This is a genomic window from Pandoraea pneumonica (genome assembly GCF_049918595.1).
Classification (GTDB): Bacteria; Pseudomonadota; Gammaproteobacteria; order Burkholderiales; family Burkholderiaceae; genus Pandoraea; species Pandoraea pneumonica_A.
This window is the reverse complement of the sequence record NZ_JBNCRZ010000002.1, coordinates 1,051,058-1,063,697: the sequence shown is the minus strand read 5'-3', so window position 1 is coordinate 1,063,697 and position 12,640 is coordinate 1,051,058. Positions and strand designations below refer to the sequence as shown.

General features: G+C 61.2%; 12 protein-coding genes. 2 read left to right on the top strand and 10 right to left on the bottom strand.

Annotation, left to right across the window (positions count from 1 at the left end):
• Positions 1-13 precede the first annotated feature (13 nt).
• The gene (locus ACPWR9_RS11270; RefSeq protein WP_426296864.1) at positions 14-1,384 is read left to right on the top strand and encodes an APC family permease; all 1,371 of its coding nucleotides are present in this window, start codon (positions 14-16) and stop codon (positions 1,382-1,384) included.
• Positions 1,385-1,393: 9 nt separating this feature from the next.
• On the opposite strand, the gene ACPWR9_RS11265 is transcribed toward ACPWR9_RS11270, so the two are convergent.
• The 9 genes from ACPWR9_RS11265 to ACPWR9_RS11225 form a co-directional block, all read right to left on the bottom strand.
• Positions 1,394-2,575, bottom strand: coding sequence for a benzoate/H(+) symporter BenE family transporter (locus tag ACPWR9_RS11265; RefSeq protein WP_426296865.1), 1,182 nt, complete (start codon positions 2,573-2,575; stop codon positions 1,394-1,396).
• Between the two features lie 111 nt (positions 2,576-2,686).
• Positions 2,687-4,003, bottom strand: coding sequence for an MFS transporter (locus ACPWR9_RS11260; RefSeq protein WP_426296866.1), 1,317 nt, complete (start codon positions 4,001-4,003; stop codon positions 2,687-2,689).
• A 73-nt stretch (positions 4,004-4,076) separates the two neighbouring features.
• Positions 4,077-4,712 (bottom strand): isochorismatase family protein, encoded by a 636-nt coding sequence (locus ACPWR9_RS11255; RefSeq protein WP_426296867.1) that lies wholly within the window; start codon positions 4,710-4,712, stop codon positions 4,077-4,079.
• Entirely contained in the window at positions 4,702-5,757 is a 1,056-nt protein-coding gene (locus ACPWR9_RS11250) for a 2,5-dihydroxypyridine 5,6-dioxygenase (protein ID WP_426296868.1), read from the bottom strand. The genes ACPWR9_RS11255 and ACPWR9_RS11250 overlap by 11 nt, the downstream gene beginning before the upstream one ends.
• Positions 5,744-6,628 carry an alpha/beta fold hydrolase gene (locus tag ACPWR9_RS11245; RefSeq protein ID WP_426296869.1) on the bottom strand — a complete coding sequence of 295 codons (885 nt, stop codon included), beginning with the start codon at positions 6,626-6,628 and terminating at the stop codon, positions 5,744-5,746. The genes ACPWR9_RS11250 and ACPWR9_RS11245 overlap by 14 nt, the downstream gene beginning before the upstream one ends.
• Before the next feature lie 23 nt (positions 6,629-6,651).
• On the bottom strand, positions 6,652-7,404 hold the full coding sequence (locus tag ACPWR9_RS11240) for a maleate cis-trans isomerase family protein (RefSeq protein WP_426296870.1): 753 nt from the start codon (positions 7,402-7,404) through the stop codon (positions 6,652-6,654).
• 45 nt (positions 7,405-7,449) lie between these two features.
• Entirely contained in the window at positions 7,450-8,655 is a 1,206-nt protein-coding gene (locus tag ACPWR9_RS11235; RefSeq protein WP_426296871.1) for an FAD-dependent monooxygenase, read from the bottom strand.
• Positions 8,656-8,762: 107 nt separating this feature from the next.
• On the bottom strand, positions 8,763-9,722 hold the full coding sequence (locus ACPWR9_RS11230) for a PDR/VanB family oxidoreductase (protein ID WP_426296872.1): 960 nt from the start codon (positions 9,720-9,722) through the stop codon (positions 8,763-8,765).
• Positions 9,709-10,767 (bottom strand): Rieske 2Fe-2S domain-containing protein, encoded by a 1,059-nt coding sequence (locus tag ACPWR9_RS11225; RefSeq protein ID WP_426296873.1) that lies wholly within the window; start codon positions 10,765-10,767, stop codon positions 9,709-9,711. Before ACPWR9_RS11225 ends, ACPWR9_RS11230 begins: the two co-directional genes overlap by 14 nt.
• A gap of 264 nt (positions 10,768-11,031) precedes the next feature.
• Between ACPWR9_RS11225 and ACPWR9_RS11220 the strand changes: the two genes are divergently transcribed.
• Complete coding sequence (locus tag ACPWR9_RS11220) at positions 11,032-11,886, top strand: AraC family transcriptional regulator (protein WP_426296874.1); 855 nt, start codon at positions 11,032-11,034, stop codon at positions 11,884-11,886.
• A 2-nt stretch (positions 11,887-11,888) separates the two neighbouring features.
• On the opposite strand, the gene ACPWR9_RS11215 is transcribed toward ACPWR9_RS11220, so the two are convergent.
• The gene (locus ACPWR9_RS11215; protein ID WP_426296875.1) at positions 11,889-12,620 is read right to left on the bottom strand and encodes an ABC transporter permease; all 732 of its coding nucleotides are present in this window, start codon (positions 12,618-12,620) and stop codon (positions 11,889-11,891) included.
• Between the last annotated feature and the right edge of the window lie 20 nt (positions 12,621-12,640).

Below are 12,640 nucleotides of genomic sequence, written 5' to 3'. Positions count from 1 at the left end.
AAGGTGTACGCCCATGGATCAACCCGCCAAGCTCAACGCCGACTCGCTGGGCATCGTCGAATCGATCATCATGGGCATCGCCGGGACGGCGCCCGCCTATAGCATCGAAATCACCACCTCCACCATCATCGGCACCGCGGGGACGCTCTCGCCCGCGAGCATTCTGGTGTGCGGGCTCATCATGTTCGGTATCGCGTACGCGTTTATCAATATGAATCGCGCGCTGGCCAGCGCCGGTACGTCTTATTCGTGGGTAAGCATGGTCTTCGGGCGGGCGCTCGGCTTCTTTGCGGGTTGGGCACTGCTGGTGCTTTGCTGTGTCTTCATGGTGTCCGCCATGATTCCGGCAGCGAATGCCACGCTGCTCATTTTCGACCGGCCGCTCATGAATAACGTGCACTACGTGACGCTCATCGCTGCTGCGTGGCTCACGGTGGTCAGCGTGGTGGTGGTCAAGGGGATCAAGCTCACGAGCTACGTGCAGGTGCTGATGACGATCGTCGAGGGCGTGATCTTGCTGGTCATCATCGTGGCCAGCTTCTTCATCTTCCCGCACGCGGCGCAGCACGCGTTCTCGTGGGAGTGGTTCTGGCCTTTCTCATTCACGCCGAAGCTGTTTGCCAACGGTGCGTTAGTGGCGATCTTCTTCTTTTACGGCTGGGATGTGACCATGAACCTCAGCGAGGAGACGCGGGACGCCAATCGCACCCCGGGCCGTGCGGCGTTCTGGTCGATGGTGTTTCTGATGGTGTTCTTTCTGGTGTTCATCGTGATTGCGCTGCTCGGGCTGTCGGATGCCGAGATCCAGCACTACAACACGAATATCATCTTCGCGATCGCCGAGAAGCTATTCGGTCCGACGTGGGGTTACGTCGCGATCATTGCGGTATTGCTGAGCACTGTCGGCACGGTCGAGACGCAGATGCTGCAATTCACGCGCACGCTGTTTGCCAAGAGCCGCGACGGCGCCCTGCACCACCGCTATGCGCGCTTGCATCCGGTTTGGCGCACGCCACACGTGGCAATCTTCTTCATCTGGATCACCGGGCTGGTGTTGTTGCTGATGTCGTCGTACCTGCCGACCATCAACGTCATTCTTCAGGATTCGATCACCGCGATTGGCTTCCAAATCTGCTTTTACCTCGGGCTGACCGGATTCGCGTGTGGCTGGTACTACCGCAAGGTGCTAACGCAGGGGCCGTGGGTGGCGCTCACGCACGTGCTCTGGCCGGTCGCCAGCGGCGTCTTCTTGTTCTTCATTGCGCTGTACAGCATCCCGACGTTCGATTGGGTCACCAACGTCGTCGGGATGGGCGGCATTGCCGTCGGCGCCATTCCCCTGTTGCTCAATCGCAAGCGCATCTGGAGCGCTGCGCCGGGTTGATGCACCGAGCTACTTGAGCCGCAATGCGAGAACGCACCCGATCACAATGCCCCAGAAGGCGCTGCCGATGCCAAAGACGGTGACATCGCTTAGCGTGACGACGAGCGTTGCCAGTGCGCTGAGCGACACATCGGACGTGAAGGCGGTCACGAGCGATTTCTGAATCACGCCGAGCATCGACAGCCCAGCGAGGATCGCGGTGAACGCCATCGGCAGACTCGTGAGTAGGCTGGCATAAGCCGACGACAGCAACCCGATCCCCACAAACAAGACGCTTGCCGTCACGGCACCGATCCAATGCCGCCCTGCTGGCCCGTCGGAAACCAAAACCGCATTGCACGGGCCGGCGAGCACCGACGGGCAGCCGCCAAACGGTGCGGTGAGACACGTCATGATGGCGCTGCTGTAGGTGACGAGACGCGTAGACACCGGATACCCCGCCGAGCGGCCCACAGCAATGCCTTGGGCGTTCTGCACGAACAGAATGGTCACGAGCATAGGCACCAGCAGCTCCGACATGGCGCTGCCATTCCACACGGGAGCGCTCAACTGCGGCGTGGCAAACCAGCTGTCGATACTCGACGACGGCCAGTGAAAGCCCGTGACCGCGAGCGCGATGGCACCTGCCACGGCGGCCCCGATGATCGGCGGCACCCACATGTTGCGAAACTGGTTCAACCACAGCAGACCGAAAAACGCGAGCACCATCGCGGCACCGACGGCCGGTGCGGCAACGCTCTGCGTCACGATAGCGATGGCATAGCGCATGAAGAGTCCGGCAATCATCGCCATGACGATCGGCATCGGCACCCACTTGTCCAGCAACGCAATTGCGTTCGTGAGTGCCAGTAGCACGAGCACCGCCGCACATGCGAGATAGACGCCGATGGCTGCCCCAAGACCGTAATGCGCAATGACGGGGGCGGCTAGCACCGTCCCGGGAATCGTCCAGAGAAAGACGAGCGGCTGCCGTGTCCTCCAACTAATCAACAAACTGGCGAGGCCATTGACACCGAGCGCCGAGAAAATCCACGACGAGGTTTGATGTCCGTTCAACCCGGCTTGCTGCGCGGCAGAAATAATGATCGCGACCGGGCCTGTCGCCGAAAAACTGGCCGCCACCAGCGCCAGCGTGAAATACAACGCAAAGGCACGCCCGGGCGCGAGGGTTACGACGTTTTGTGTGGACATGGCAAGGGACGGCAAAGACTGGACGTTTTGCGGCGAGATCGATCACCTCGTTGACCGTCCTCGTTGGCGGTAGTGGCTGGCCACCGAGGACGGCAACACTGTGCGTGCTAGTTACTCCAGCGCGTCTTCGGGCGGTGCGCGCCACACCAGGCCGATGACAGCACCCAATACACACAACCCGGCGACATACCAAGCCGGTGCCATGGTGATGCCTTGCTTGCCGACCAGAAACGACGCGATCGCAGGTGCCGTTCCGCCAAACACCGCATAGGCCGTGTTGTACGACAGGGCGAAGCCCGTGAATCGAACGCTCGGCGGGAAGCTCTTGATGATGATGTACGGTCCCAGCGTAATCGTGCCGATCAGGAAGCCGCCTGCGATATAGAGCGACCAGATGGGCGTGCCGTCACGCTGCAACCCCAGATAGAACGCGCCGCACACGATAAACATCGCCACGCAGCCAATCGTGTAAGCCCGCCCGCCGCCAATGCGATCCGCCGCCCACCCAGCTACGATGCTGCCGAGAATGAGGCCGAAGATCGACCAAGAGTTATTGGCGAACACCACGTTGGGTGCCAGATGGAATTGCGTCTGAAGGAATGTCGGCGTGTAGAGAAAGTAGATGACGAAGATGCCGGAGAACACCCACGTGGCGAGCATCGAATACACCACCGCACGGCGATGCTGCGTCAGCACGACCGCGAGCGGCAACCGTGCATCGGCGACACGCTTCGCGCGCAGTGCCTCGAACACCGGCGTTTCGTGCAGATAGCGACGCAGGTAGACCGACACCAGACCGAACACGCCACCGGCAATGAACGGCATGCGCCAGCCCCAGCTCTTCAGGTCCTCGGCGGCGAAGTTACCCATCAAGTACTTCGCACTCAGTGCGCCGAGCAGAATGCCCAGACACAGGCCCCCCATCAGCAACCCGCATGCAAGCCCGACCCGATCCCGCTTGACGTGTTCCGCGCAGAAAATCCAAGCGCCCGGCACTTCCCCGCCGACCGAAAGCCCTTGTAGCACGCGGCACAACAAGAACAATAACGGCGCGGCCATACCCACCGTGGCGTAGCTCGGCAGCAGACCGATCAGCAGCGTGGGGGCGGCCATCAGGAACAGGCTCAGGGCAAACATCTTCTTACGCCCGATCCGATCGCCGAAGTGCGCGAAGAAAATACCGCCAATCGGCCGGACCAGATACCCCGCCGCGAAGATACAGAACAGCTCAAGTTGCGCCAGCCATTCCGGCGTCTGCGGTGGAAAGAAAACGGTGGCAAGCAGTTTGGTAAAGAAAACAGCGACGATAAAGTCGTAGTACTCCAGCGCGCCGCCTAAGGACGCTAGCGCAAGCGTCTTTACATCGTTCCTGCGCAGTGATGCTCCACGGATCTCAACGGCATCCGTCGTTGCGGAAGTCGAACTCATGAAAATCTCCAAAACTTTGTCAACCCGGGGCGTCGTTTCGTAGGTGCCGAACGACTTCTAATTAGAGATACGACTACGCTTGCGCTTGCCTCCTCTCGGTCATAGAGAAAGCCTCATCGCGCGTGACCACTGCGGCGTACTTCTGTGCCATATCGAACAGGTTGGCGTCATGAGGGCCGATGGCACGGTCGCCGACACAATCGGACAACACGACCGGCCGGAATCCGTACTGCATCGCGTCGACGACACTCGCGCGGACGCATCCGCTGGTGACCGCCCCCGCAACAAACAGCGTGCGCACGCCATGCTGTGTCAGCCAGGCGGCAAGCCCGGTGCCGAAGAACGCCGACGGCACCGTCTTGCGCACGACGAGCTCACCGGCCTGCGGCGTCAACGCCGGGACGATGGCGCTGCTCGGGTCGTGCTCTTTCAACTTGAGCATGCCCGGCACTTTCAGCGTGAAGACATTGGCATCTGCGTCGTTATCGGCAAACACGATGCGGGTATGGGCCACCGGCCATTTCATGTCACGGGCATGCGCGAGGAAAGGCACGGTGCGCTCGATGGCGTCGGGGATGTTGCCGCCGCCAAAGACTGCCGGATCGGCGAAGCCGTTCACGAAGTCCACGATCAACAGACCGAACGGCGCAACAGGTGTGAGCGCATTGCCGAAGCTTTGGCGCCGGTACGTCTCAAGGTCATCGGTCATGCTTAGCCCCCAAATAGTCAGTGACGACACCACGCTTGACGACGGCGACGCCGTCCAGATAGACGTCGCAATTTCGCAGCGGAATATCGATGTGACAGGCGGTCGTGCGGCTGCCCCCGGCTTCGTTGTTAGGGCCGAGCGAGAACAGGAAATTGCCCTCGAACGCCCGCGCGTCCATGCCGATGGTGGCTTCCCGGTCGTACAGCCCCAGCGTCGACCAGCGCGCCCGGGGTTGCAGGCCCCAGCCGATGTGCGAGATCGCGTACGCCTCGGGGTCTTCGAACGTGGCCATGTAGTTAGCGAGCAGTTGGGCGTCGACACCGCCGGAAATGTCGATCGCATAGCCGCCTTCCACCGTTAGCTCAATCGGGTCGGTGACATACGATTTCTGAGGCAGGAGAATGTCGCCCCGATCGATCACGATGCGCCCGGACGCTTGGCCGTCGTTGGGGAACGTCAGCGCGAAGCCGCTCGGCCAGTGGTCCCAGCGCCCGGGCTCGTCGACATAGCCGTATTCGGCGATAGGTTCGAACTCACCCAACGGACAGCGAAAGTCGGTGCCCGCCACCGAGACGATGTGCATTTCCCTGGCTTCGGCGATGCGAGCGCGCGCCGCAAGTACCCGCGTTCTGTCCTTTTCGCTCGGCACCAGCCGCGTGAGCACTTCGGGCGGCTCCACCGCGAGCAGGATCTTCGTGCCCGACTTGAGAATGTCGAGCTGCTCCGGCGAGAACAGCAACGTCATCAAGTCCAGCACCAAATCGCTTTCCTTGAGCGCCGCAATGGCCGCGCTGTTGCCGGTCAGCGGTGTCGTGCCGAGGTAGGCCAGTTGGTCGCGACTGAGCGACTTCTCGGCATTGACCGGCGGCAGATCGAGGCGGTTGACGATGGCGCCCATGGACTGCGTTGCAATCAATGCCGTCGAAAGCGTCTGCGGGTGCGTCGCAGCGCTGGTCAGAATCGTGACGGTCTGCCCGGCTTCCAACTTTGAAAGCTTGAGGACTTTCGTCCACGCGTCCACCATCTGATAGTCACTGACGGGCATGAGAACCTCCGTACGCCATCGAGTTGAGATGCCGATCGGTAGGTGCGTCGAGCGATGCACCGAGGAAGTCGCCGAAGGCCGCGTAGAAGCCCGTCTCGTTGTCCCACGGAATCATGTGACCGGCGCCTGCGACACGCACGTGGTCAAGGCGTGGCATCGCCTGCCGCATCTCCGTGACGTCGTCATCACGCACGACGTCGCCGCGCTCGGCGGTCATGAGCAATGTCGGGAGGTCCAGCCTCGGCAGGTCGATGTGCACATCGTCGGTGTGAAAGCCGTCGAAGCTCGCGCGGATGGCAATTTCGTTGCACGTCGGCAACCACTGCGCGCGCAGTTGAAGCTGCGCCGGCGTCCACGATGGGCAGAACGCTCGCATCTCGTCACCCGTCATGCCGAGCTGCGACTGTCGGATCGAGTCCACATACCACGGCAGTTGTGCCGGATAAGCACGTCGGCCCGGGCCTGACACGGGCGGATCGACCATCACGAGACGCTTCAGTCCTGCGAGGTGCTTGGATGCAGCGCGGATGCCGATACGCGCGCCCATCGAGTGGCCCACAACGCTGTAGCGCTCAAGGTTCAGTGCCGCAGCGAAGGCGATCAGATCGGCCGCTTGCGCATCGAGGCTGTAGTCCAGATCGTCGGCCGACGACGACAGCCCTCTTCCGCGCACGTCGAGCACATAGGTGTCGAACGTTGCGCCAAAGCGTTCGCCGACGAAGCCCCAAGTCGCGGCAGGGCTGGTGATGCCCGGCACGATGATTACCGGGTCGAGTTGGCTATCGAGCCGCTCTCGGTCACCAAAGCGCAAGTAATGCTGACGGATGCCATTCGCGTGAACGTGACCGCCGTATCGATAAGTGGATTGCATAAGTCCCTCGCGAATCCGTTCGATCAATAGGCGCCGGAGAGCAGCGCTCCGGCACCGGGAACGACGGCCTCGAGCTCAAGCCTTTTGAGCATGGCGTAGGTCGTCGCGACCGCAGCCGTAATCACCGGCTTGCCGGTCATGGCTTCCACTTTCGCAATGGCAGGCAGCGACGGCATTTGCACGCAAGCCGATAGCACAATCGCATCGGCCTCCCGGTAGTTCAGCGATTTGACGATCTCCGGCAGCTTCTCCGGGTCGTGCCGACCCACATCGAGGTTGTCCGGAATTTCGAGTGCGCGGTAGTCGATCACCTCGTAGCCCTCGTTGCGGATGTAATCGACGACGAGTTCCGTGAGCGGCTTCATATACGGCGCGACGACGACGATGCGTTTGGCACCGATGACCCCCAGCGCATCGACGAGCGCACCGGCGCTGGTGATGACCGGTGCTGCGCCCCCGTTATCCACCGTTCGGGCACGCAAGCGCTCTTGCGACACTCGGTGATAGCCGTGCCCCATCGCCATGATCGCCACCAGACACGCATAGCCGAGGACATCGACACGTGCGTCGCTCAACTCGGTCGCGCAGCGATCCGATTCCGCATCCATGGCCGCCAGCTCTTCCTTGACGACCTTCTTCATCCGCATGCGGGCGGAATGAAACGTGAAGCGCTCCGGACGGATCGACTGCCGCGCGAGCAGCATCTGCGGAATTTCCGTCTCCATCGTCGTGTTCGAGCTGGGGACGATTTGCCCGATTCGATAATGCTTGGTCATGCCCTGACTCCCTTGTGATCTTTTGAATTGGCGCGCTATCGCTAGTCAGGCCGGTTGACGGAAACGGTCGACGCAACGACGGGCGTCGTATTCGTAGACCCACTCGGCCTTGATGCCGACCGCGTTCGGGTTGGCCTTCTGCTGCTCCTGCATTTCGCGGTCGCGCTTTTCGAGTTCTTCCGGTGTCGCCAGGTGATAGGTGCGGCCCCGCTCACGGGCTTCGAGCTGCACGCGCGCCGTACGGGGACGTCGCTCCTCCTCGTAGGCAGACAAGGCTTCCTGCAAATCGTCGAAATGGGCGAGTGCCTGTGCGAGCACGTAACCGTCTTCGATGGCCATCGCGGCGCCCTGCGAGAGGAACGGCAACATCGGGTGCGCGGCGTCGCCGAGCAGCGTTACCGCCCCCTTCGACCACTGCGTCATGGGGTCGCGGTCGAAGAGGCCCCACTTGAACGTGGTCGCAGAGTCGGTCATTCGGAACAGATCGACGATGTCGCTGTGCCACCCCGTGAACGCGGCAAGCAGTTCCTCGCGTGAGCTGGGCTCGGTCCAAGATTCCGCAACCCATTTGTCGCTCTCGGCAACGGCGACGATGTTGACTGCCGCACCGCCCTTGACGTAATAAGTCACGATGTGGGATTTCGGGCCCATCCAGAACGAGGCGTCCGGGCTGACAAATGGCAGCGGATGCTGCTCGACCGGCACGAGCGCGCGCCAGCACATATGTCCGGTGAAGCTGGCCGGCGTCTTGCCCCAAAGGCTGTTGCGCACGACCGAGTGAATACCGTCGGCCCCGACAATCAGGTCCGCTTCGAAGGTTGAGCCGTCGGCGAACGACGCCACGGCTTTGCCGTTGCGATGCTCGACGCCGTTACAGGCGGCGTTGAAAGTGACTTTGCTCGCGTCGATACCTTCACAGAGGATGCTGAGCAGGTCGGCACGGTGAACGTGATAGAAGTTCGCGTCAAATAGCTTCGGGCAGACGGCTTTGAGCGGCGTGCGGAACAACTGCCGCGCATCCTCCCAGTTGCGCCCGACCATGGCCTCGGGCAGGAAGCCAACCTTCTGCAACTCCTCGCCCAGTCCAAGTGCCTCGAGGACTTTGACGGCGTTAGGTGTCATTTGCACCCCAGCCCCGATTTCACCGAACGCGGGTGCGCGCTCGAAGATATGGGCGTCGATGCCCTGTTGCTTCAGGGCAAGCGCAAGCGCCGCGCCACCGATACCACCGCCAATAATTCCGACTTTCATGGTTGCTCCTTAATTCGGTGTACTACCTATAGGCGAAGCTATCCCGCTCACCCCGTAGCCACCTGTTTCTTTGTATGGTTTGCTGCGCGCCGGTGTGTCCGGTTGCGTCAAAGGTCCAATACGACCGATTCGTCCTTGGCTCGCGAGCAACAAATCATCATTTTTCGGCCCGCCTCTCGTTCCGACGGCGTCAGAATGCTGTCGCGGTGATCCACCTTTCCTTCGAGAACTGCCACCTCGCAGGCGCCACATACGCCTTCTTCGCACGAGTAGGCAGCATCTACGCCGCTCGCCAGACAGGCTTGCAAAAGTGTCTCGTCCACGCCCACCGTCAGCACTTTGTTCGACTTCTTCAAATAAGCCTTGAAGACGCCGCGCGGCAATGTCTCCACCGGTGCACTGAATCGTTCCCGGTGTGTCGAGCCTTCGGTACGCGACACCGACATGGCGTCGAACTCGTCGAGCATCCTTGCTGGGCCGCAGCAATAAAGATGCGCCTGGGCAGGCAGGCTGCGGATGACGTCAGAAATCATCGTCTGCGGCTGACCGGGGCTGGTCTCAAACATCAGGTGCACACACGGGTCGTTGGCGAGCGCCTTGTGAAACAGCGTTCGGTTCGGATTCGCCGACCAGTAATACAGATCGACACGTTTGCCTGCCTGCTTCAGATACCGGTACATCGAAACGATTGGCGTGATGCCGATACCGCCCGCGAACAATGCGTAACGCTCGGCACCCGGTTGCAACGGAAAGTGATTCCGCGGCGCCGAGATATGCAGCGTCGATCCCACCACGCTTTCGTAGTGCAGCGCCTTCGAGCCACCCCGCCCTGCCTCGGCAACTTGTACCGCGACGACGTAGCTATCCGCCGACGGTGCGGGCCAGATCAACGAGTACTGCCGCCGATGGGCCGTCGAGATCTGCACATCGATATGCGCCCCGGGTTCAAACGCAGGCAACGCAGAGCCGTCGAGCGAGCAAAAGCGGTACAGATTGATGCCAGTCGCGCCGAAGCTCACGCCATCGAGACGTACCGCGATGTCGGCGGTGGTTTTAGATGACGCCATACGAAATCCCCTTGTTGCGCAGCCACATGCGGTAGCGTTGCCCCATAAGGTCCGTGCGATGGTGAAGTTCGTAGCGCAACTCGGTCGGGATGCGCTCGGGCCGCTGCGTCTCGACGATGTCCTTGTCCTGATTGAAGATGATGTCGGCTCGCGCGCGCACGGCTTCGGGGTCCGGTGCGGGCGACACGTTGAGTCCCGCACACACACGCACGATGCAGTGTGTCGCATCGACCATCTGAACGGTGAACAGCGTGCCGAACGTGTCCGAATGGTCGGTGATGGGGTTGCCCTTGTCGTCCGAGCGTTGTGTGCGCTTGCTGAAGTAAGCGATCAGGGGGCTGAATGCGTGGTACGTGTAATAGGCCACGAGCGGATGCCCCGTAGCGTCGCCGATCGGCTGAAAAACCCGCACTTCCGATGACCGCAAGCCGGTTTCCACTTCGTCCACCGTGTAGGGTTCGAGCCGGTCGGCGTTCTCCTTCACACCGTTGAAGCCTGCGTGGACAAACGGAAAGTGCGACGCGTCGATGAAGTTTTCGATCGCGCGATAGCCGTTGCCGTTATAGACATACGGGCCAGAGTGCACCTTCATGTACTGGTCGCTGTGCCACACGGGGAAGTCGGGAATGTCCGACTGCGGTTCGCCGAGGCACACCCACACGAAGCCGAACTTCTCCTGTGCCGAGTACGGGAAGGCGCGTGCTTTTTTCATCGGCGTTTCGTCCGGTGCGGCAGGCATGCGGGTGCACTTGCCGGTGCAGTCGTATTCCCAGCCGTGGTACGGACACACCACGTGGTCGTTGGCGATCCACCCTTTGGATAAACGGGCGCCGCGGTGAATGCAAAGGTCTTCCCAGACGTGAACCTCGCCGGATTCACTGCGCCAGACGATCAGGTCGCGCTCGAGCAGGCGCGTCGGATAAATGGTGCCCGCCTTGAATTCGTCGGCGTAACCGACGACGTGCCATTCGTTCAAGAGCACGGGGTCCTGGCAGCCGTCGAGGGCGGTGATCGGGACAACTTTCATTTCGGTTGGGGCGTTCATGATGTCGTTCTCGTTTGGATGCTGGTGCGTGTTTCGCTGAGTCTCCTGATCAGCGTGGCGCCAGTATTGCGAACCAATTTTTGCTTGTCGTTCTTCAAGTTCGCCAATCGATTATCAAAAACCGCCAACCGTGAGTTCGATCCAATTTGCCCGTTTCTGCGGCATAGATGACGCCTGATGCCTAGGGTTTAACCGTATTTTGATTCGTTGACACGGGTCGTTGACTGTAGATAAATCACTACGCATGTCCCCGAGAATCCGCCCATGTCATTCACGAAGTCGTTAAGCGGGTCGTACGTGCAGTTCGATCCCGACGTTGCCAGTCAGACCGTTGCGTTGCGCGTCAACGTCGTCGGTGCTGAAGACGAGCAACCTGTTCACCAACACCGGAAGGGACAACTGGTGTTCGCCTTGCGCGGCAGCGTGACGTGCCGCGTATCGAATGCGCTGCTGATGGTGCTTCCCCATGCCGGTGTCTGGATTCCAGGCAACTTGCCGCACAGCAACCATGCCAGCGTTGACGCCCAGATTATTTTTCTATTTGTCGAACCCGACGCCTTGGTGCTGCCCTCCCACCCGTCCCTGCTATCGGTCAGCCCGGTGGTGCGCGAGATGGTGATTCATCTGGCCGATCACGGCGATGCATTCCCCGACGCGACGCGTTACGCGCAGTTTTGTCAGGTGCTGCTCGATCAGTTGTCCGGCGCGCCAGCAGAGCACCACACATTGCCGTTGTCATCGCATCCGAAGCTGCGCCATGTGTGCAATGCGTTGATCGAGAATCCGTCCGACCGACGCTCGCGCTCCGATTGGGCGAAAGCCGTCGCCATGAGCGAGCGCACGTTCGATCGTCTGGTCATGAAGGAAACCGGGCTTAGCTTTGGCCGTTGGCGTCAGCAGCTTCAACTGGTGGTCGCATTGCGCGACTTGTCGGCGGGGGTGAGTGTCCAGCAGGTGGCGCTCGCGCTCGGCTACGAATCGACCGCAGCGTTCATCGTGATGTTCAAGAAGGCGTTTGGCGCGCCGCCCGGGCAATACATGCACGAGCGCCGCGCTTGTGCGCAACCGGCGCCGATAGCGGAGCAGCCCTACCCTGTGCTGCCCGCAATCAGCAACTAGCCTTAACGGTGCTTCAGACGCCTGTCGGCGGCCATGAGCAGGCCGTTGCACGTCAGGGCGAATAACGTGAGGAACAGTGCGACCGACATGATCGTGCCAATGTCGCCGAGATTCATCGCATTCGTCAGCAGGTAGCCCAGCCCCTTCTGCGACGCAAACATCTCGCCGATCAACACGCCCAGCAGCGTGAGCGAGAAACCCAACCGCATGCCTGCCACAATCTCCGGGAAGATGGCAGGCAACACGATGCGCCAGACAATTTGCCGAAACGGCATGCGCATGGTGTGCGCCGCACGCAGATAGACGGGCTTCATCTGGCGAATCGCATTCATCGTGAACACGAGGATGGGGATCAAGCCGTGCATCACGCCGAACGCGACCTTTGCCGACAACCCCAGCCCGAAGATCAGCAGCACCAGCGGATACAACGTGACCTTGGGCAGCGAGTAGAGATTGACGAGCAACGGTTCGGCCACGGTGCCCGCCATCCGGTAGATGCCCAGCAACACCCCCAGCACGATGCCGCCCGCCACTGCGATCACCAGCGCGTAGATCAATGCACGGCCGGTCTCGGCCACGTTGTCCCAGAATTCGGCGGTGCCCAACATCTGCCACAACTCGGCGACGGTCTGTGCCGGCGAGCTTAACGACGCGCTCCCCACGGCCAGATGCAACGCCTCCCACGCCAGCACCACTACAAGCACGACGCCTAACGGTCCGATCAGCTTCTTCATGCGAATTCTCCGTTCTGCGC

Bases quoted from the DNA above. Each gene is read 5' to 3' on its own strand.
- ACPWR9_RS11270 (WP_426296864.1), top strand. From the start codon at position 14: ATGGATCAACCCGCCAAGCTCAACGCCGACTCGCTGGGCATCGTCGAA.
- ACPWR9_RS11265 (WP_426296865.1), bottom strand. From the start codon at position 2,575: ATGTCCACACAAAACGTCGTAACCCTCGCGCCCGGGCGTGCCTTTGCG.
- ACPWR9_RS11260 (WP_426296866.1), bottom strand. From the start codon at position 4,003: ATGAGTTCGACTTCCGCAACGACGGATGCCGTTGAGATCCGTGGAGCA.
- ACPWR9_RS11255 (WP_426296867.1), bottom strand. From the start codon at position 4,712: ATGACCGATGACCTTGAGACGTACCGGCGCCAAAGCTTCGGCAATGCG.
- ACPWR9_RS11250 (WP_426296868.1), bottom strand. From the start codon at position 5,757: ATGCCCGTCAGTGACTATCAGATGGTGGACGCGTGGACGAAAGTCCTC.
- ACPWR9_RS11245 (WP_426296869.1), bottom strand. From the start codon at position 6,628: ATGCAATCCACTTATCGATACGGCGGTCACGTTCACGCGAATGGCATC.
- ACPWR9_RS11240 (WP_426296870.1), bottom strand. From the start codon at position 7,404: ATGACCAAGCATTATCGAATCGGGCAAATCGTCCCCAGCTCGAACACG.
- ACPWR9_RS11235 (WP_426296871.1), bottom strand. From the start codon at position 8,655: ATGAAAGTCGGAATTATTGGCGGTGGTATCGGTGGCGCGGCGCTTGCG.
- ACPWR9_RS11230 (WP_426296872.1), bottom strand. From the start codon at position 9,722: ATGGCGTCATCTAAAACCACCGCCGACATCGCGGTACGTCTCGATGGC.
- ACPWR9_RS11225 (WP_426296873.1), bottom strand. From the start codon at position 10,767: ATGAACGCCCCAACCGAAATGAAAGTTGTCCCGATCACCGCCCTCGAC.
- ACPWR9_RS11220 (WP_426296874.1), top strand. From the start codon at position 11,032: ATGTCATTCACGAAGTCGTTAAGCGGGTCGTACGTGCAGTTCGATCCC.
- ACPWR9_RS11215 (WP_426296875.1), bottom strand. From the start codon at position 12,620: ATGAAGAAGCTGATCGGACCGTTAGGCGTCGTGCTTGTAGTGGTGCTG.